Origin of the sequence: Acidovorax sp. SUPP1855 (assembly GCF_030158955.1) — a bacterium.
GTDB lineage: Bacteria > Pseudomonadota > Gammaproteobacteria > Burkholderiales > Burkholderiaceae_C > Paracidovorax.
The window spans coordinates 1-18341 of record NZ_BQXI01000035.1 but is presented as its reverse complement, the minus strand read 5'-3'; the positions used below and the strand labels follow the sequence as shown (position 1 = coordinate 18341).

At 71.4% G+C, this 18341-nt stretch carries 11 protein-coding genes; 3 read left to right on the top strand and 8 right to left on the bottom strand.

Annotated elements, in window-relative coordinates; translation table 11 throughout:
* Nucleotides 1-41 precede the first annotated feature (41 nt).
* The 5 genes from AVMA1855_RS22505 to AVMA1855_RS22485 all read right to left on the bottom strand — a co-directional run bounded on the left by AVMA1855_RS22505 (nt 42) and on the right by AVMA1855_RS22485 (nt 4227).
* The gene (locus AVMA1855_RS22505; RefSeq protein WP_284427371.1) at nt 42-1151 is read right to left on the bottom strand and encodes a PA0069 family radical SAM protein; all 1110 of its coding nucleotides are present in this window, start codon (nt 1149-1151) and stop codon (nt 42-44) included.
* A gap of 185 nt (nt 1152-1336) precedes the next feature.
* On the bottom strand, nt 1337-1597 hold the full coding sequence (locus AVMA1855_RS22500; protein ID WP_272568362.1) for a hypothetical protein: 261 nt from the start codon (nt 1595-1597) through the stop codon (nt 1337-1339).
* Between the two features lie 340 nt (nt 1598-1937).
* Nucleotides 1938-3011: a S1 family peptidase gene (locus tag AVMA1855_RS22495; RefSeq protein WP_284427370.1), complete on the bottom strand. Its 1074-nt coding sequence runs from the start codon at nt 3009-3011 to the stop codon at nt 1938-1940.
* Between the two features lie 91 nt (nt 3012-3102).
* Entirely contained in the window at nt 3103-3318 is a 216-nt protein-coding gene (gene cspE / locus AVMA1855_RS22490; protein WP_272552015.1) for a transcription antiterminator/RNA stability regulator CspE, read from the bottom strand.
* Nucleotides 3319-3522: 204 nt separating this feature from the next.
* Nucleotides 3523-4227, bottom strand: a complete 705-nt coding sequence (locus AVMA1855_RS22485) for a Crp/Fnr family transcriptional regulator (protein ID WP_284427369.1) — start codon at nt 4225-4227, stop codon at nt 3523-3525.
* Between the two features lie 277 nt (nt 4228-4504).
* Between AVMA1855_RS22485 and AVMA1855_RS22480 the strand changes: the two genes are divergently transcribed.
* From AVMA1855_RS22480 to AVMA1855_RS22470, 3 genes are all read left to right on the top strand, one after another.
* A complete protein-coding gene (locus AVMA1855_RS22480) occupies nt 4505-4759 on the top strand; it encodes a DUF1488 family protein (protein WP_272568357.1) in 255 nt (84 codons plus the stop codon).
* A 105-nt stretch (nt 4760-4864) separates the two neighbouring features.
* Complete coding sequence (locus tag AVMA1855_RS22475) at nt 4865-13402, top strand: glycoside hydrolase family 94 protein (protein WP_284427368.1); 8538 nt, start codon at nt 4865-4867, stop codon at nt 13400-13402.
* A gap of 160 nt (nt 13403-13562) precedes the next feature.
* The gene (locus tag AVMA1855_RS22470) at nt 13563-13967 is read left to right on the top strand and encodes a hypothetical protein (protein WP_272568355.1); all 405 of its coding nucleotides are present in this window, start codon (nt 13563-13565) and stop codon (nt 13965-13967) included.
* A 65-nt stretch (nt 13968-14032) separates the two neighbouring features.
* On the opposite strand, the gene AVMA1855_RS22465 is transcribed toward AVMA1855_RS22470, so the two are convergent.
* The 3 genes from AVMA1855_RS22465 to AVMA1855_RS22455 all read right to left on the bottom strand — a co-directional run bounded on the left by AVMA1855_RS22465 (nt 14033) and on the right by AVMA1855_RS22455 (nt 18189).
* A complete protein-coding gene (locus AVMA1855_RS22465) occupies nt 14033-15175 on the bottom strand; it encodes an acyltransferase family protein (protein WP_284427367.1) in 1143 nt (380 codons plus the stop codon).
* 160 nt (nt 15176-15335) lie between these two features.
* Nucleotides 15336-16292 carry an NAD(P)H-dependent flavin oxidoreductase gene (locus AVMA1855_RS22460; RefSeq protein ID WP_284411842.1) on the bottom strand — a complete coding sequence of 319 codons (957 nt, stop codon included), beginning with the start codon at nt 16290-16292 and terminating at the stop codon, nt 15336-15338.
* 106 nt (nt 16293-16398) lie between these two features.
* The gene (locus AVMA1855_RS22455) at nt 16399-18189 is read right to left on the bottom strand and encodes an acyl-CoA dehydrogenase (RefSeq protein ID WP_284427366.1); all 1791 of its coding nucleotides are present in this window, start codon (nt 18187-18189) and stop codon (nt 16399-16401) included.
* Between the last annotated feature and the right edge of the window lie 152 nt (nt 18190-18341).

Below are 18341 nucleotides of genomic sequence, written 5' to 3'. Positions count from 1 at the left end.
AACCGCCCGCATCCATTTCCTTCAGCGTGCGGTGAGGCACTTTAAAAAAGAACGCCCTGCCCCCGTGCCAGTGCTGGCCGGTACTGTGACAGGTCCAGCTCCACGCGCTGGCGGTTCAGGCCCAGGCGCCGGCACGCGGTGGCGAACCGCTGGCGCACCAGGTCAGCCCACAGCCCCGTACCCTTCATGCGCGTGGCGAAGTCGCTCTGGTAGCTCTTGCCCGCCGCGCGGGCCTCGGCGCTCAGGCCGTGCAGGTCCTGGATGCGGGCCATCACGCGCGCCGCGCGCTGCGGGTAGTGCAGCGCCAGCCACTCGCGCATGAGCGGCGCCACCTCCCAGGGCAGGCGCACCACGGTGTAGAAGGCGGTCGTGGCGCCGGCGTCACGCGCGGCCTCCAGTACCTGTTCCATGTCTTCGGTGATGAACGGGATCTGCGGCGCCACGCTCACGCCCACCGGCACGCCGGCCTCGGCCAGCGCGCGGATGGTGCGCAGGCGCCGGTGCGGCGCGGCGGCGCGCGGCTCCAGGCGGCGGGCGAGCGCGGCGTCCAGTGTGGTGATGGTCACGTAGGCGGCGGCCAGGCGGTCGCGCGCCAGGGGCGCGAGCAGGTCGAGGTCGCGCTCCACGCCGCTCGACTTGGTGATGACCGAAAACGGGTAGCGGGCCTCGCCCAGCACTTCGATCAGCCCCCGGGTCAGGCGCAGCTCGCGCTCCACGGGCTGGTAGCAGTCGGTGGCCGATCCGATGTTGAGCAGCTGCGGCACGTGCCCGGGCCGGGCCAGCTCGCCGCGCAGCACCTCGGCGATGTTGTGCTTGGCGATGATCTGCGTCTCGAAGTCCAGCCCCGGCGACAGGTTCAGGTAGCTGTGCGTGGGCCGCGCGTAGCAGTAGATGCAGCCGTGCTCGCACCCGCGGTAGGGGTTGACCGAGTGCTCGAAGAAGATGTCCGGCGAGTCGTTGGCGCAGATGGCGCTGCGCGCGGTCTCCAGCACCACGCGCGTGGCCTGGGGCTCAGCGGCGTCCGGCCCTTCGCCGGGTTCGGCCCAGCCATCGTCGAAGGCGTCGCGCGCATCGCGCAGAAAACGGTGCGGGATCCGCGTCGCGGCGCCCCGGCCCTTGATGGCGTGCAGTGGGATCTGGAATTCGGACATGGACGGCGCCTCGGCTGCGGGCTGGGCCAGGGGCGGCGCCGGTTCGACGCCTGCCTGCGGCCAGCCAAAGACTGTATATAAACACAGATATTAGCGCCGTTCGCTCGGGATGTCTTCCGCCCCTTCGCAGGGCGCCGTTCGCCCCGATGCCGTGGGCCTGCCCTGGCCAGGGCCGCCGCCCGCGGTCAGGCGGCCAGGGAGAGGCGGCGCAGCAGGCCGCGCAGGTGCATGCGCTGCAGTTGCACGTCCAGCGCCTGCAGCGCGCGGCCTTCCTCGGTGAAGCCCGTGATTCGGGCGCAGACCGGGCCGCCCTCCTCCTCCACGGCGGTGGTGCCCGTCAGCAGGCCGGCGGCGCGCAGCAGCTCGAAATGCTGGATTTCCTCGGGGTCGGAGGTGGTGAACGGCAGGGGCTGTTCCGCCACCTTGCCCAGGAACACGACGTTCATATGCGCACTTTCTTCACAGGGCTGGCGCGCGCACCGGCCGGAACTCGGGGATCGAATCCGTGGCGCCAAGGCTGCCGCCCTCAGGGAAGGCACACGGTAGGCGACAACGCGGTGCAGCACAAGCACGGCCGGACAGGAGGTCACGGTGCTGCCCTCGGCAACGGTTTCGGTGTTTTTGGCCTCCAGCACAATCAACACTAGGGCATTTCGCTATTAATTTAATAGCAAAATGAAAAACAGCCGCACCCGGTGGCCTCCCGCTGCGCCCATCCCGTGGCCCCTGCGTTGCGGGCCCGCCACCCCGGGCGTCCTGCCGATGCGCCGTTCGGCGCGCCGTGGCTCAGTCGGCCGCAACGGGCGGGGCGGCCGCCGGCCCCGGGCCGGTGAGCGCCATCAGCACGTCGGCATACCAGGCGCAGTTCAGGCCCAGCGATTCGTCCTGCACCAAGTCGCGGGTACTCATGTCCATGCGGGTCGAGTGCACGCCCAGCAGCTGCCACGGCAGCGGCGCCGGCCCGGCGCCCACGCGCCGGCGCAGCACCGGGGCGCCGCTGCTGCCGCGGTGGGTGCGGGCATCGGTCAGGAAATAGCCCTGCTGCTGGAACCGCACCCCGTAGGCCGAGGCCACCGAGGCCGCGCGCACCACGGGCAGGCGGTGCACCGTGTCGTGAAACCCCAGCGGAAACCCGATCACGACCAGCGCATCGCCGACCTGGGGCGGATCGCCCGCGGCCTGCAGGTGGCTGGCGTCGAACGCCTCGAAGACGCAGCCCTCGGGCAGGCGGGCGGTGTCGATCTCGATCGCGGCCACGTCCACCTCGCCCCCGCTGTCCACCGCCTGGCGCCACAGGCCCAGGCCGTCGCGGTACAGCGGCAGCGAGAACACGGCGACGCGCGTGAGGTCCTGCGGGTGCAGGTGCAGGTCGATTTCGATGCGGTCCGGAAAATGGGCGCTGGGCGCGTCGGCCAGCACGTGCCGGCTCGTCACCAGGAAAAGCCGCCCGTCGCGCCGGAAGAAGAAGCCGCTCGCGCCCGTCAGCGAGCGCGGTCCGTCGAACGTGCTGATGCGCGTGCTGGTGAGCAGCACGGATTCGGTGGCCGGGGCCTGGGGCTGCGCCACGGGTCCGGACTCGGTATCGGACTCGGCCAGCGGCGCCGGCGTGCCAGGCAGCGCGGCGATCACGCCGTGCATTCGGGCGGCGTCGCGCTCGAAGGTGGACAGCACATGGTCGGAGATGGGGGCGTGGAGCATCACGGTCCGGGCCGCTTCGACGTGCGCGTCGAACGACCGCGCCAGGGTGCCGTGCGCCCCGGACGGCAGGGCATCGAGCAGGGCCGGCAGCAGCGCGTCGATGGCAATGAGGCTGCCCTTGAGTTCGCAGATGCGCTCGGTGACGTCTTGCAGGTTTTTCATGGGGATGCGCCTTCCAAAAAAAGAAAACGCGGCCAGGGCCGCGTTTCGGGAGAGGGTGCGGCCGGGGCGGACACCGCCCGGGCCTGGCGCCTTATTCGACGGCGCGGATGTTGGACGCCTGCGGTCCCTTTTCGCCTTGCGTCACTTCGAACTGCACGCGCTGGCTTTCCGCCAGGGTCTTGAAGCCGCTGCCACCCTGGATTTCGCGGAAGTGGGCAAACAGGTCCTTGCTGCCGTCATCGGGGGCGATGAAGCCGAAGCCCTTGCCATCGTTGAACCATTTCACGGTGCCGGTTTGTGTCGTCATATCGATTCCTTTTCAAGTTGCCGCGGCGCGAACGTGCCTGCGGCGCAGAGACGCCAAGAAAATCATCGATGGGATATTCGACAACATCCACCGGCAGGGCGCCGGCGGGCAACTGGGGAGCGACCTAGGGAGTGACGGTCTTGCACATGTCTACGCGACCCATGGTACACCCGTTCCCGCAACCGCCCTGGCGCAGCGACGCGCTCACGGCAAAAGCCGCTCGTACTCGCGCTGCACGAGCCGGTGGCATTCGCAGCTGCGGCGCAGCAGTCCATCGATGTCCAGCACGGTGATGCGGCCACGGCGGTAGCGGATCAATCCCGCCTGCTGCAGATTCCCCGCCGCTTCCGTCACCCCTTCGCGGCGCACGCCCAGCATGTGGGCGATGAGCTCCTGGGTCACCACGACGTCCGGGCCCTCCAGTCGATCGAGGCTGGTCAGCAGCCAGCGGCACAGTTGCTGGTCCAGCGAGTGGTGGCGATTGCACACGGCCGTCTGCGCGATCTGCGCCAGGAGCGCCTGTGCGTAGCGCAGCAGCTGCCGCTGCCACGCGGCGGACCGCTGCAGCACGTCCAGCAGCGCATGGGCCGGCACGCGCCAGCCGCGGCCTGCGCACTGCACCACGGCGCGGTGGGGCATCGATTCGCCGCCCAGCACGATGCACGCGCCGACCATGCCCTCGAAGCCGACCACGGCGACCCCCGCGCAGCCGCCGTCTTCCAGGCGATGCAGCAGCGAGACGATGGCGGTGGTGGGAAACACCGCATGGCCCACGCGCTCGCCCGGCTCGCCGAGCACCTGGCCCACGCCGAGGCTCACGGATTCGAGGTCGGGGTGCAGGCGCTGCCATTCGGCGTCGCCCAGTGCGGCGAGCAGGCGGTTGCGCCGGGGTTCTTCACGGTGGGGCATCGCATTCTCCAGAAAGCCGGATGCATCAGCGATGGAACAGCCACCGGCAACGATTCGCCCGGTTCAGTATAGGGCGCGGCCCGGGCCCGGCTTGTGTGTGCCAGCGCACAGACAGGCGGGCGATCCGGCCATAGCCTCGCAGGCCAAGCGGCGCCAAGTCTTTCGCCGCCCTCTTTGGCCGCCCTTTAGCTTTCCTTGCGCGCTCCACCCCATGCCCGCGCCGGTGCACCCACCGCCCGGCGGCATGCGATCACCCCCCACCTTTTCGGAGTTCCCCATGTCACAGCCTCCCTTTTTCCACGAAGCCTCGGGAACGGTGCGCTTCTGGGTCGAGGTCCAGTCGCAATGGATCGGTGCCAGTGTCGGCAAGGATGCCCTGCACTACCGCTACAGCCCCGGCACCGCGGACGAGGACCCGATGGACACCTACCGCAGCCACGCCCCCGAGATCGAGGCCGCGGTGCGCCGCCGGGTGGACCAGGGCGCCATCGAGCCCGTGATGCTGCGCGAGTTCGACCTGCGCGCGCCCTAGAGCGGCCGGCCGCGCACCCGCGCCCCCTTCGCCCCGCCTTCCGTTGCCCGATCCGCCGTTCAGTCGCCTGGGCGCACCACCGCCCACTGCCCACCGAAAGGCACCATGCCCCCCTTCCTCCAACGCCTCTTTTTTCGCGGCAACGATGCATCGCTGTGGTCCGGCTCGGCGCCGGTGCGCGGCGAACTGTTCGGGCTGGAGCGCCTGGAGCAGCACGCCCAGAGCCTGGCCGCCGCGCAAGCCGTCAGCGCCAGGCCCCCGGCCGTCGCCCCGCTGCGCCGGCGCCTGGACGACAACGCCCGGGTGCTGCTGGCCACCTACCGCGCCAGCGCGGCCGAGCTGGAGGCGGGCCGGCGGGTCGTGCCCGCCGCCGAGTGGCTGCTGGACAACTACCACCTCGTCGAAAAGCAGGTGCGCGACATCCGGGGCGACCTGCCGGCCGACTACTACCGGCAACTGCCCAAGCTCGCATCGGGCCCGTTCGCGGGCTATCCCCGGGTGCTGGGCCTGACATGGGCTTTCGTGGCCCACACCGACAGCCATGTGGATGCGGGCACGTTGCGGGCCTTCCTGCAGGCCTACCAGCGCGTGCAGCCGCTGACCATCGGCGAGCTGTGGGCGGTGGCGATCACGTTGCGCATCGTGCTGATCGAAAACCTGCGCCGGCTGGTGGACCAGATGACCGTGGGACGCGCCGCGCGGGCCGACGCCGACCGGCTCGCCACGCACCTGATGGCCCTGGGCTCCGCCCGCTCGGCGCTGGACGAGGACATCGCCGCGCGGTCGCCCCTGGCGCTGTCCGAATTGTTCGCCGCCCAGCTCGCCAAGCGGCTGCGCGACCACGACCCGCGGACCATGCCGGCGCTGGGCTGGCTGCAGGAGCGCCTGCAGCAGCAGGGCACCACCATCGACGAAGTGGTGTCGCATGCCCAGCAGCGCCAGGGCGCCTCCAACGTCACCGTGCGCAACGTGATCACCAGCCTGCGGCTCATGTCCGACATCGACTGGGCCGACCTGTTCGAAAGCGTGAGCCTGGTGGACGAGCGGCTGCGCGAAGGCAGCCACTTCGCCGCGATGGACTTTCCCACGCGCAACCTCTACCGCGACGCCATCGAGCAATTGGCGCGCCGCTCCCGCCATTCGGAGCTGGATATCGCCGAACACGCACTGGCCGCCGCGAAGGCCGCTGCCAGCGCCCCGGGTGCAGAGCGCGGCGACGGCGGCGACGGCGCCGACGACCCCGGCTACCACCTCATTTCCGCGGGCCGCAGGGCACTCGAGCAAGCCATCGGCTTCCATGCGCCGCTGCACTGGCGCCTGGCGCGCCTGCGGGGCGAGCACAGCCTGCGCGGCTACGTGGGCGCCATCGCGCTGACCACGGGTGCGCTGTGCGCCGCGGGCTGGTTCGTGCTGCCCGTGGGCGCGGGCGCGTGGCTGACCGCACTGTGGCTGCTGGGCCTGCTGCTGCCCGCCTCCGAGGTCGCCACCAGCCTGGTGCACCGGCTGGTGGCCTGGCGCCTGGGCGCGGCGCCCCTGCCCGGGCTGGAGCTGGCCGGGGGCATTCCGGCCTCGATGCGCACCCTGGTGGCCATGCCCACGCTGTTCACCAGCCCGGCGGACCTGCTGGAGCAGATCGAGCGGCTGGAGGTGCACTACCTGGCGGGCGGCGAGGGCGACATCGCCTTCGCGCTGGTGGCCGATGGCGTGGATGCGCCCACGCAGGACCTGCCCTCCGATGCCCCCCTCGTCGCACTGGCCGAGCAGGCCATCGCGGCGCTGAACCTGCGCCACGGCCCCGCGCCGCAGGGGCCGCGATTCCTGCTGCTGCACCGCCGCCGCCTGTTCAATGCGGCGGAGAGCACCTGGATGGGATGGGAGCGCAAGCGGGGCAAGCTCCATGAGCTGAACCGGCTGCTGCGCGGCGCGGCGGACACCAGCTTCGTTCCCACCCCGGCCGTGCCGCAGGGCGTGCGCTACGTGATCACGCTGGACGCCGACACGCGGCTGCCGCGCGACGCGGCGCTGCGCCTGGTGGGCAAGATGGCCCACCCGCTCAACCGCCCCCGGTTCGACCCGGTGTCGCAACGCGTCGTGGGCGGCTACGCCATCTTGCAGCCGCGCATCACGCCGTCGCTGCCCACCGGCAGCCAGGGCTCGTTCTACCAGCGGATCTCCTCCAGCCCGGGCGGCATGGACCCCTATGCGATGGCCATCTCGGACGTCTACCAGGACCTCTTTGGCGAAGGCTCGTACACCGGCAAGGGCATCTACGACGTGGATGCCTTCGAAGCATCGCTGCAGGGCCGGGTGCCGGACAACACCCTGCTGAGCCACGATCTCTTCGAAGGCACTTTCGCGCGCGCCGGCCTGGCCTCCGACATCGAACTGATCGAGGAAGCCCCGGCCCGCTACGACGTGGCCGCGCGGCGCCAGCACCGCTGGACCCGGGGCGACTGGCAGCTGCTGCCCTGGATCGCCGGCCACTGGAGCGGGCCCCAGGCCGTGTCCGCCGTGGGGCGCTGGAAGATGATCGACAACCTGCGCCGCTCGCTGCTGGCGCCATCGGCGCTGCTGGCGCTGGGCATGGCCTGGGCGATGCCCACGGCGCCCGCCGCCGTCGCCATGCTGCTGGTGCTGCTGGTGCTGGCCATTCCTTCCTGCCTGCCGTTGCTCTCCAGCGCCTGGTCGCACCGGCCGGGCGTGCGGCTGCGCAGCCAATGGCGGGTGCTGGCCGCCGATGCGCGGATGGCCTGCGCCCAGACCGTCCTGGCCTGGAGCCTGCTGGCGGACCAGGCCTGGCGCATGGGCGATGCCCTGGTGCGCACGCTGACCAGAATGTTCGCCACCCGCCGCCACCTGCTGGAATGGACGACTGCGGCGCAGTCCGGCCAGCGGCCCCGACCGGGCGTCATTGGCTTTTACCGCCAGATGGCCCCGGGCATGGCGCTGGGCCTGGCCGTGGCGGGGGCCGCCATCGCGCTTGCGCCATCGCACTGGGCGGCCACGCTGGCGCTCCTGCTGCCGATGCTGTCGCTGTGGCTGGCGGCGCCCGCCCTCGCCGCCTGGGCCAGCCGACCGCCGGGCACGGCCCCGCTGCTGGCACTGCAACCGGCGCAGGCCCTGGCGCTGCGCCGGATCGCACGGCGCACCTGGCGGTATTTCGAGACCTTCGTGACACCGGCGGACCACATGCTGCCGCCCGACAACTTCCAGGAAACGCCCCGGCCCGTGGTGGCGCGCCGTACCTCGCCGACCAACATCGGCCTGTACCTGCTGGCGACGGCCGCGGCGCGCGATTTCGGCTGGGCCGGCACGCTGGAGACGGTGGCGCGCCTGGAGGCGACGTTCGCCACGCTGCAGCAGCTGCAGCGCTTTCGGGGCCACTTCTTCAACTGGTATGGCACGGCGGACCTGCGCGCGCTCGATCCGCCCTACGTGTCATCGGTGGACAGCGGCAATCTCGCCGGCCACCTGATCGCCCTGGCCAACACCTGCGACGAGTGGCGGGCCCAGGGCGGCCCCTGCGCGGAAGTCCGCATGGGCATCGGCGACGCGCTGCAGCTGGCGCGTGCGGGCCTGCCGGGCTTGGCCAGCGCGCGCGGCGTGCCCCTGGCGCAGCGCATGGGCGAGTTGCTGGACGGCATGGCCGCCCTGATCGATGGCCCCCTGCCGCTGCGGGAACTGGCGCCCGCGCTGGGCCGCCTGGCCGACAAGGCAGCCAGCGCGGCGACGCCGGCGGGCTCGGTGGACGGCGATCCGGGCGTGGACGAGATGCTGTTCTGGACCCGCGAGATCGCCCGCGTGGCCGCGGCGCACGCCGACGATGCCCTGGCGCCCACCTCGGCGCCGGCCCTGGCCCAGCGGCTGCAGGCACTGGCCGGCACCGCACGTGAGATGGCCCTGGCCATGGATTTCGCGTTCCTGATGCACCCGGAGCGCAAGCTGCTGTCCATCGGCTACGCCCTGGCGGAGCAGCGCCTGGACGAGAACTGCTACGACCTGCTCGGGTCCGAAGCCCGGCTGGCGAGCCTCTTCGCCATCGCCAAGGGCGACGCACCCACCCGCCACTGGTTCCGCCTGGGGCGCACCGCCACGCCGCTTGCGGGCAGTTCGGCGCTGATCTCCTGGTCCGGCTCGATGTTCGAATACCTGATGCCCTCGCTGGTCATGCGGGCGCCCGCGGGCAGCCTGCTGGAGCAGACGAACCGCCTGGTGGTGCAGCGGCAGATCGCGTACGGGCAGGCGCTCGGCATTCCGTGGGGCATCTCGGAGTCCGCCTACAACGCGCGCGACCGGGAGTTCACCTACCAGTACTCCAACTTCGGCGTGCCGGGCCTGGGCCTCAAGCGCGGCCTCGGCGACAACCGCGTCATCGCGCCGTACGCCACCGGCCTGGCCGCCATGGTGGAGCCGCGCGCGGCGCTGCTGAACTACGAGCGCCTGGCCGCCCTGGGCGCGCTGGGCCACCATGGCTTCTACGAAGCGCTGGATTTCACGCCCACCCGCCTGCCCGAAGGGCAGCCGGTGGCCATCGTGCGCAACTACATGGCCCACCACCAGGGCATGACCATCGTGGCCCTGCTCAACGTGCTGAAGGACGGCCGCATGCGGGAGCGCTTTCACCGCGAGCCCATGGTCCAGTCCAGCGAGCTGCTCCTGCAGGAGCGCACGCCGCGCAACGTGGCGGTGGACCGGCCGCGCGCCGAAGAGGTCAAGGCCTCGCTGGACGGCGGCGTGGGCCAGCCACCCACCGTGCGCCGCCTGGTTGCCGGAGCGCCGGGGCCGGTCACGCACCTGCTGTCCAACGGCAGCTACACGGTCATGCTCACGGCCGCCGGTGCGGGCTACAGCCGCTGGCGCGGGGTGGCGGTGACCCGCTGGCGCGAGGACGCCACGCGGGATTCGCACGGCAGTTTCATCTACCTGCGCGATGTGCAAAGCGCCCAGCTCTGGTCCCCCACCACCCAGCCCCTGGGCGCCAGCCACCACCACGGCGACGTGCTGTTCGGCGAGGACCACGCCACGTTCTCGCACCACGACAAGGGCCTGCTCACCACGCTGGACGTGCTGGTGTCCGGCGAGACCGACGGTGAGGTGCGCCGCATCTCGCTGGCCAACAGCGGGCGCCGGGCGCGCGAGGTCGATGTGACCTCCTACGCCGAGGTGGTGCTGGCACCGCAGGCCGCCGACGACGCGCATCCCGCGTTCTCCAAGCTCTTCGTGCTGACCGAGTACCTGCCGGAATTCGGCGCGCTGATCGCCACGCGCCGGCCGCGCACGCCGCACGAGCCGCAGGCATGGGCCGGGCATTTCGCGGTGCTGGAAGGCGAGATCACCGCGGCGCCCCAGTACGGCTCCGACCGCGCGGGCTTCCTGGGCCGGGGGCGCGAACCCGCCACCGCCGCCGCCGTGCTGCAGGACCTGCCGCTGTCGGGCGCCGTGGGCACGGTGCTGGACCCGGTGTTCGCCCTGCGCCAGCGGGTGCGCGTGGCACCGGGCGGGCTGGCGCGCATCGCCTTCTGGACGGTGGTGGCATCGACCCGCGCGGGGCTGCTGGACCTGATCGATCAGCACCATGAGCGCAGCGCCTTCGACCGCGCCGCCACGCTGTCGTGGACGCAGGCCCAGGTGCAGCTGCGCCACCTGGGGGTGGACGGCGAGGAAGCCGCCGACTTCCAGCGCCTGGCCGCCCCGTTGCTGTATGCCGACCGCCGGTTCCGCGCCCATCCCGAGACCCTGCTGCAGGGCGCCGGGCCGCAGTCGGGGCTGTGGCCGCACGCGGTCTCCGGCGACCTGCCCATCGTGGTGCTGCGCATCGACGACATCGAGGACATGCCGCAGGTGCGGCAATTGCTCACCGCCCACGAATACTGGCGCATGAAGCAGCTGAGCGTGGACCTGGTCATCCTCAACGAACGCGCGTCTTCCTACGTGCAGGACCTGCAGGTGGCCATCGAGACCGCGGTGCGCAGCAGCCAGGCGCGCCCGGCCATGGCGTCGGGCCTGGCGCAGGGCGCGGTCCATGTGCTGCGGGCCGACCTGCTCGGGGTCCAGGGGCGCGCGCTGCTGCAGTCGGCGGCGCGCCTGGAACTCGTTGCGCGCCAGGGCCCGGTCGCCGACCGGCTCGCCCGCATCGCGCCCCCCGCCCCGGGCGTGGGACCGGCCCCCGCCAGGCCGGCCTGGGCGCCGCCGCCCTCCTCTCCGGCGGTGGACACACCCGCGGCCGCGGCCGCCTCCGCGGACCTGGAATTCTTCAACGGCCTGGGCGGATTCGCCCTGGACGGGCGGGAGTATGTGGTGCGGCTGGGCCCGGGCCAGGCCACCCCGGCGCCCTGGATCAACGTCATCGCCAACCCGGGGTTCGGGTTCCAGGTGTCCGAGCGCGGCAGCACCTGCACCTGGTGCACCAACAGCCGCGAGAACCAGCTGACCCCATGGTCCAACGACCCGGTGAGCGATCCGTCCGGAGAAGCGATCTACGTGCACGACGAAGCCACGGGCGAAGCATGGACCGCCACGGCGCAGCCCCTGGGCGACGATGGCGTGTACGAAGCGCGCCATGGCCACGGCTACAGCCGGTTCGCGCACGCGGCGCGCGGCCTGGGGCTGGAGCTGCTGCAGTACGTGCCCGGCGAAGACCCCGTCAAGATCTCTCGCCTCACGCTGCGCAACACCTCGGGCAAGGCCCGGCGCCTGACCGTCACGGCCTACGCCGAATGGGTGCTGGGCACCTCGCGCGGCGCGTCGGCGCCGTTCATCGTGACTGCGGTGGATGCCGGCAGCGGCGCCCTGCTCGCCCACAAGCCCTGGGACATGGCCTTTCCCGGGCGTGTGGCCTTCGCGGACCTGTGCGGGCAGCAGACGGCGTGGACGGCCGACCGCACGGAGTTCCTGGGCCGCCACGGCGGGCCCGGGGCACCCGCCGCGTTCGCCAGCAACGACCCGCTGTCGGGCCGCACGGGCGCCGGGCTCGACCCGTGCGCGGCGCTGCAGTGCGTGGTCGAACTGGCCCCGGGGGCCTCGGTGGAGGTCGTGTCCCTGCTGGGGCAAGGCGACTCGCTGCAGGCCACGCAGGCGCTCATCGCCCGCTACCGCACCTGCGATCTCGATGCCGTGCTGGCGCAGGTGACCGCAGGCTGGCGGCAGACGCTGGGCGCGGTGCAGGTGCGCACGCCCGACCGGGCCATGGACATCCTGCTCAACGGCTGGCTGCTCTACCAGACCATCGCCTGCCGGCTCTGGGCCCGGGCGGCCTTCTACCAGGCCAGCGGCGCCTACGGGTTTCGCGACCAGTTACAGGACGGGATGGCGCTGCGCTTCACCCACCCGGAGCAGACCCGCGCGCACCTGCTGCGCGCCGCCGGCCGCCAGTTCCCGGAAGGCGACGTGCAGCACTGGTGGCTGCCGCACTCCGGCCAGGGCGTGCGCACCCGCATCTCGGACGACCGCGCCTGGCTGGCCTATGCGGCGGCGGAGTACGTCGCCACCTCGGGCGATCGCGCCGTGCTGGACGAAGCCGTGCCCTTCCTCGAAGGCCCGGCGCTGCAGCCCGGCGAACACGATGCGTTCTTCCAGCCCATGCCGTCCGGACAGTCGGCCTCGCTGTTCGAGCACTGCGCCCGCGCGCTGGACCAGTGCATGGCGCTCACGGGCCGGCAGGGGCTGCCGCTCATCGGCACCGGCGACTGGAACGACGGCATGAACCGCGTGGGCGCCGAAGGGCAAGGCGAAAGCGTGTGGCTGGGCTGGCTGCTGATCCGCACCGTCGCCCTCTTCGCACCGCTGGCCGAGGGCCGGGGCGATGCCCGGGTCGCGCTCTGGCGCGCGCACGCGGAATCGGTGCGCGCCGCCATCGAGGCGGTCGCGTGGGACGGCGCCTGGTACCGCCGCGCCACCTTCGACGACGGCACCTGGCTGGGCTCGCAGGACAGCGGGGAGTGCCGCATCGACGCCATCGCCCAGGCCTGGGCCGTGCTGTCGGGCGCCGCCGACCCGGCGCGGGCCGCGCAGGCCATGGATTCGCTGGAGCGGCACCTGATCCGCCAGGACGACGGGCTCGCGCTGCTGCTGGCCCCCCCGTTCGACCAGATGCCGCGCGACCCGGGTTACATCAAGGGCTACCCGCCCGGCCTGCGCGAGAACGGCGGCCAGTACAGCCACGCCGCCATGTGGTCCATCCTCGCCTTCGCCCAGCAGGGCGATGGCGACCGGGCCGCCGCGCTGTTCCGGCTGGTGAACCCCATCCTGCACGCCAGCACGCCCGAGCAGGTCGCCCGCTACCGGGTCGAGCCCTACGTGGTCGCGGCCGACGTCTATGCCGTGCCCCCGCATGCCGGGCGCGGCGGCTGGACCTGGTACACCGGCTCGGCCGCCTGGATGTACCGCGCGGGCATCGAAGGCATTTTGGGGCTGCGCCGCGAAGGCACGGCGCTGCGCGTGCGGCCCTGCATTCCTGCGGACTGGCCGGGGTTCGAGGCGACGGTCACCATCGGCACCAGCCACTGCGCGATCCGCATCACCCGTGCCCCGGATGCCGGCGGCCCGCCGCAGGCCTGGCTGGACGGTGCCCCCGTGCACTGCGAAGACAGCGGCGTGCGCGTGCCGCTCGACAGTGGAGGGCACGATTTGCTGCTGACGCTCTGATCGCGGCGCGCCCCGTGCACCGAAGAAAGCCGCCCATACTGTATTTAAATACAGACACTCAGTACACTCTGGCCCACCATGGATTTCGCTCTGTGGCACAGTCGGAGGGCACGCCTGCAGGCAACCCGCCCGGCACTGCGCAGTGAACGCCCCCCAACCCATGAACACCGCTTCTCCCCACGATCCGGAGCCCCCGCTTCCGCCCGACACCGCCCTGACGCAGGCGTCCGATCCCGCCTCCGCCGCGGCCCTGCAGCGCCGCGTCGAGTGCGCACCGGAGTGGTTCTGCGCCTTCCTGGCGGGCAGCAACCGGGAGAAGAACCGCTTCCTCAAGGAACTGGCCACCATGAAAGGGTCGGTGACGTGGCTGGTGCAGCAGCGTCGCCAGGGGCTGTGGACGGCCGAGGAGCGCGACCGGCTGCGCAGCGTGATGCGCTCGGCCTCGTCGGTCAGCCCTTACCTGCTGGTGTGGGTGGTGCCCGGCTCCATGCTTATCCTGCCGTTCATGGCCTGGTTCATCGACTGGCGCCGCCGCGGGCGCGAGGTGGCGAAGGACCCCGCCTGAGCGTCATCCCGGCCTGGCATGGCGAGGCCCCGGGCCTCAGCACCCGGGCCCACCGCCGGGCCTGATCAGCCGAAGCGCCCGGCCGCGAACGCCACCACCACGCCGGTGCCCACGAGCCCGGCCTGCCAGCGCAGCGCCACCGTCCACGACGGCACGTGGCGCTCCACCCGCCAGTACAGCAGGCGCCCCGCGGCCAGCGACAGGCCGAAGGCGGTGGCCATGCCCAGCAGGTTCATCGCGGCGGAGTCCGGCCAGGCCTGCTGGAACACGGCATTCACCAGCAGGCACACGGGAAAGTGCACGAGGAACACCGAATACGACATGCGCCCCAGCCGCTCCAGGGGATGGGGCACGGCACTGGATGCCCCGGCGGGCCAGCGCGCCGACAGCCAGGGCTGCCCCCAGCGCAGCCACAGCACCAGCACCAGCGCGGCCACCCAGGCCACCGCGATGCGTTCGCGGAACTCCACCGCCAGCGCCACCACCCCCAGCGCGGCGATGGCCAGCAGCCCCGCCCGCGCACGGGGCGCGCGCACGGTCCAGCACGCCAGCATGCCCAGGCCGTACGAGCCGAAGAAGTAGCAGGCCCACATGTCCAGGCCCGGCTCGCGGTTGAGCCACAGCAGTGACAGCGCCGTGCCGGCCAGCACCAGCGCCTTGCCCAGGCGCTCCGCCTGCGGCCGGCTCACGCCCGGCCAGCGGCGCACGGCCGAAAACAGCAGCGCCGCCAGCGCGAAGAGCTGGAAGTCGATGCCCACGTACCAGACCCCGGCGGACAGCGCCTCCTCGCCCACGATGTCCTGGATCATCAGCGCGTTCGCCACCAGCTGGGCGGGGCTGGGCTCGCCCGGCACCGAGGAGTGGTCCAGGAAGGGCCGCACCGCGGCGGAGGCCAGCACCGCCAGCACCAGCGCCACGGCGTAGGGCACGGCCAGCCGCACGAACCGCCGGCCGATCTGCTCGGAGGCGCTGTCGAAGCGCGCCGCACCGGTGGGCGCCAGGCTGGCCGCGGCGAGGTAGCCGCCGAGGACCAGAAACACCTGCACGGCCATCCGCCCATGCTGGGACAGCCACGCCATCACCTGCGGCATCAGCGGCAGGGCCACATCGGACATGGGGCCGTAGAAAACCAGGTGGTGCGCGACGATGGTCGCGCAGGCCAGGCCCTTGACCGTGTCGATCAGGGAACTGCGGGAGGCGGAGGACATGCGGAAACCGGCGAGGGACGAACCATGGAACGGGCCGCGCGGCAAAGTGCCCGCGGGCCCGCAAAAAAGCGCTCCCGGCACTGCCATGCGGCAGCGCCGGGAGCGCGGGGGTCGAAAAGTATAGCGTCCCGGGCCGGGGCAGCCGGCCCGGTGGCGCGGCTCAGATGACGGCCAGGCGGCCCCGCGCGGCCTGGTACTCGCGGCGCAGGCGGGCCACGAGGTCGGCCGCGCCGGTCACCTCGGTGATCGCGCCGATGCCCTGGCCACAGCCCCAGATGTCCTTCCAGGCCTTCTTGGCGTCGCCGCCGAAATTCATCTTGCTCGGGTCGGACTCGGGCAGGTGGTCCGGGTCGAGCCCGGCCGCGCGCACCGAGGGTGCCAGGTAGTTGCCGTGCACGCCCGTGAACAGGTTGCTGTAGACGATGTCGTCGGAGTTGCCGTCCACGATGGCCTGCTTGTAGGCCTCCTGCGCCCGCGCTTCGTGCGTAGCGATGAAGGCCGAGCCGATGTAGGCGAAGTCGGCCCCCATGGCCTGCGCGGCCAGCACGGCGCCGCCCGAGGCGATGGCGCCGGACAGCGCCACGGGGCCGTCGAACCACTGGCGGATCTCCTGGATCAGCGCGAAGGGGCTCTTGACCCCCGCATGGCCGCCCGCGCCCGCGGCCACGGCGATGAGGCCGTCGGCGCCCTTCTCGATCGCCTTGTGCGCGAACTTGTTGTTGATGATGTCGTGCAGCACGATGCCGCCCCAGCCGTGCACGGCCTGGTTCACGTCTTCGCGCGCGCCCAGGCTGGTGATGACGATCGGCACCTTGTACTTGGCGCAGACCTGCATGTCGTGCTCCAGGCGGTCGTTGCTCTTGTGCACGATCTGGTTGATGGCGAACGGGGCCGAAGGCCGGTCGGGGTGCGCCTTGTCATGCGCCGCCAGCGCCTCGGTGATCTCGGCCAGCCAGTCGTCCAGCTGCTCGGCCGGGCGGGCGTTGAGCGCGGGCATCGAGCCCACGATGCCCGCCTTGCACTGCGCGATCACCAGCTGTGGGTTGCTGATGATGAACAGCGGCGAACCGATGACGGGCAGCGAGAGTTTTTGAAGCGCCGGTGGCAACTGGGACATGGACGGTCTCCGGGGTGGGTATTAATGAAGAAAAACGGCCCCAGCACATATTTCTCTAGGGCATTCAGCTATCGATTCAATAGCAAGCAAAGCAGCCAGAGGGGCGTCAGAACGCCTCGGGCGCCAGCGCGGTCACGCTGTCGGCACCTTCCACGATGGCATCGCGCAGGCCGCCGGCCTTGACCAGAATGTGGTCCGCGTAGAACTGCGCGGTGGCGATCTTGGCGCGCAGGAACGCTTCGTCCTGTCCCTCCGGCAACAGCCGCTGCGCGGCCAGCAGCGCGCGGCCCATCTGCCAGCCCGCCACCAGGTTGCCGGCCAGCATCAGGTACGGCACGCTGCCCGCATAGGCGGCATTGGGCTGGGCCTTGGCGCTGGCGGCGATGAAATCCACCACCTCCAGGAACGCCGCGCGGGCCTGGGACAGGCGCCGGGCCACGGCGCGGGCGGCGGGTGTGCCGCTGGCGTCGAGTTCGCCCTCGGTCGCCGCGATCTGCGCGGCGATGGCCTTGGCCGTCTGGCCGCCGTCGCGCGCCGTCTTGCGGCCCACGAGGTCGTTCGCCTGGATGGCGGTGGTGCCTTCGTAAATGGTGAGGATCTTCGCGTCGCGGTAGTGCTGCGCGGCGCCGGTCTCCTCGATGAAGCCCATGCCGCCGTGCACCTGCACGCCCAGGCTGGTGACTTCCAGGCTCATCTCGGTGCTGTAGCCCTTGACCAGCGGCACCATGAATTCGTAGAACGCCGTGTTCTGCCGGCGCATCTCGGCATCGGGGTGGTGGTGCGAGGCGTCGTAGGCGGCCGCGGCCACGGTGGCGATGGCGCGGCAGCCTTCGGTGTAGGCGCGCATGGTCATGAGCATGCGGCGCACGTCGGGGTGGTGGATGATGGTGGCGCTGGCCTTCACGCTGCCGTCCACGGGCCGGCTCTGCACGCGGTCCTTCGCGTAGCCCACGGCCTGCTGGTAGGCGCGCTCGGCCACCGCGATGCCCTGCACGCCCACGGCGTAGCGGGCCGCGTTCATCATGATGAACATGTATTCGAGGCCGCGGTTTTCCTCACCCACCAGGTAGCCCACGGCGCCGCCGTGGTCGCCGAACTGCAGCACCGCGGTGGGCGATGCCTTGATGCCCAGCTTGTGCTCGATGGAAACGCAATGCGCATCGTTGCGCTCGCCCAGGCTGCCATCGGCGTTGACCAGGAACTTGGGCACCACGAACAGGCTGATGCCCTTCACGCCCTCGGGCGCGCCCTGCACGCGCGCCAGCACGAGGTGCACGATGTTGGCGGCCATGTCGTGCTCGCCGTAGGTGATGAAGATCTTGGTGCCGAACACCTGGTAGGTGCCGTCGCCCTGCGGCTCGGCGCGCGTGCGCACCAGCGCCAGGTCCGAGCCGGCCTGCGGCTCGGTGAGGTTCATGGTGCCGGTCCACTCGCCGGTCACCAGCTTTTCGAGGTAGGTGGCTTTGAGGTCATCGCTGCCGGCCGTGAGCAGCGCCTCGATGGCGCCGTCGGTCAGCAGCGGGCACAGCGCGAAGCTCAGGTTGGCGCTGTTGCACATCTCGATGCACGCCGCCCCGATGGTCTTGGGCAGGCCCTGGCCACCGAAGTCGGCAGGGTGCTGCAGGCCCTGCCAGCCGCCCTCGGCGTACTGGCGAAAGGCCTCCTTGAACCCCGGCGTGGTCGTGACCACCCCGTCCTTCCAGGACGACGGGTTGCGGTCCCCCACGACGTTCAATGGCGCCACCACGCCCTCGTTGAAGCGGGCGCATTCCTGCAGCACCGCCTGGGCGGTATCCAGGCCAGCATCCTCGAAGCCGGGCAACTGGGCCACCTGCTCGATGTTCGCCAGGTGTTCGATCGCGAACAGCATGTCCTTGACGGGGGCGGTGTAACTCATGGAAGAAGTCTCCGGAGGCAAAAAATGTGACCCGTCCTGGAATAGGTTGACACCTATGCGGGACTGAACCCTAGCCGTAATTGGCTTGCAAGAGACGCCCGGTGCACCGCATCGGGCGTTTTGTATTCTAGGGACAGGTGGGGCCGCTGCTC

Excerpts from the sequence above, each read along its gene's own strand:
- AVMA1855_RS22500 (WP_272568362.1), bottom strand. The coding sequence starts at position 1,597 with ATGAACGTCGTGTTCCTGGGCAAGGTGGCGGAACAGCCCCTGCCGTTC.
- AVMA1855_RS22455 (WP_284427366.1), bottom strand. The coding sequence starts at position 18,189 with ATGAGTTACACCGCCCCCGTCAAGGACATGCTGTTCGCGATCGAACAC.
- AVMA1855_RS22465 (WP_284427367.1), bottom strand. The coding sequence starts at position 15,175 with ATGTCCTCCGCCTCCCGCAGTTCCCTGATCGACACGGTCAAGGGCCTG.
- AVMA1855_RS22460 (WP_284411842.1), bottom strand. The coding sequence starts at position 16,292 with ATGTCCCAGTTGCCACCGGCGCTTCAAAAACTCTCGCTGCCCGTCATC.
- AVMA1855_RS22485 (WP_284427369.1), bottom strand. The coding sequence starts at position 4,227 with ATGCCCCACCGTGAAGAACCCCGGCGCAACCGCCTGCTCGCCGCACTG.
- AVMA1855_RS22495 (WP_284427370.1), bottom strand. The coding sequence starts at position 3,011 with ATGAAAAACCTGCAAGACGTCACCGAGCGCATCTGCGAACTCAAGGGC.
- AVMA1855_RS22470 (WP_272568355.1), top strand. The coding sequence starts at position 13,563 with ATGAACACCGCTTCTCCCCACGATCCGGAGCCCCCGCTTCCGCCCGAC.
- AVMA1855_RS22480 (WP_272568357.1), top strand. The coding sequence starts at position 4,505 with ATGTCACAGCCTCCCTTTTTCCACGAAGCCTCGGGAACGGTGCGCTTC.
- AVMA1855_RS22475 (WP_284427368.1), top strand. The coding sequence starts at position 4,865 with ATGCCCCCCTTCCTCCAACGCCTCTTTTTTCGCGGCAACGATGCATCG.
- AVMA1855_RS22505 (WP_284427371.1), bottom strand. The coding sequence starts at position 1,151 with ATGTCCGAATTCCAGATCCCACTGCACGCCATCAAGGGCCGGGGCGCC.
- cspE (WP_272552015.1), bottom strand. The coding sequence starts at position 3,318 with ATGACGACACAAACCGGCACCGTGAAATGGTTCAACGATGGCAAGGGC.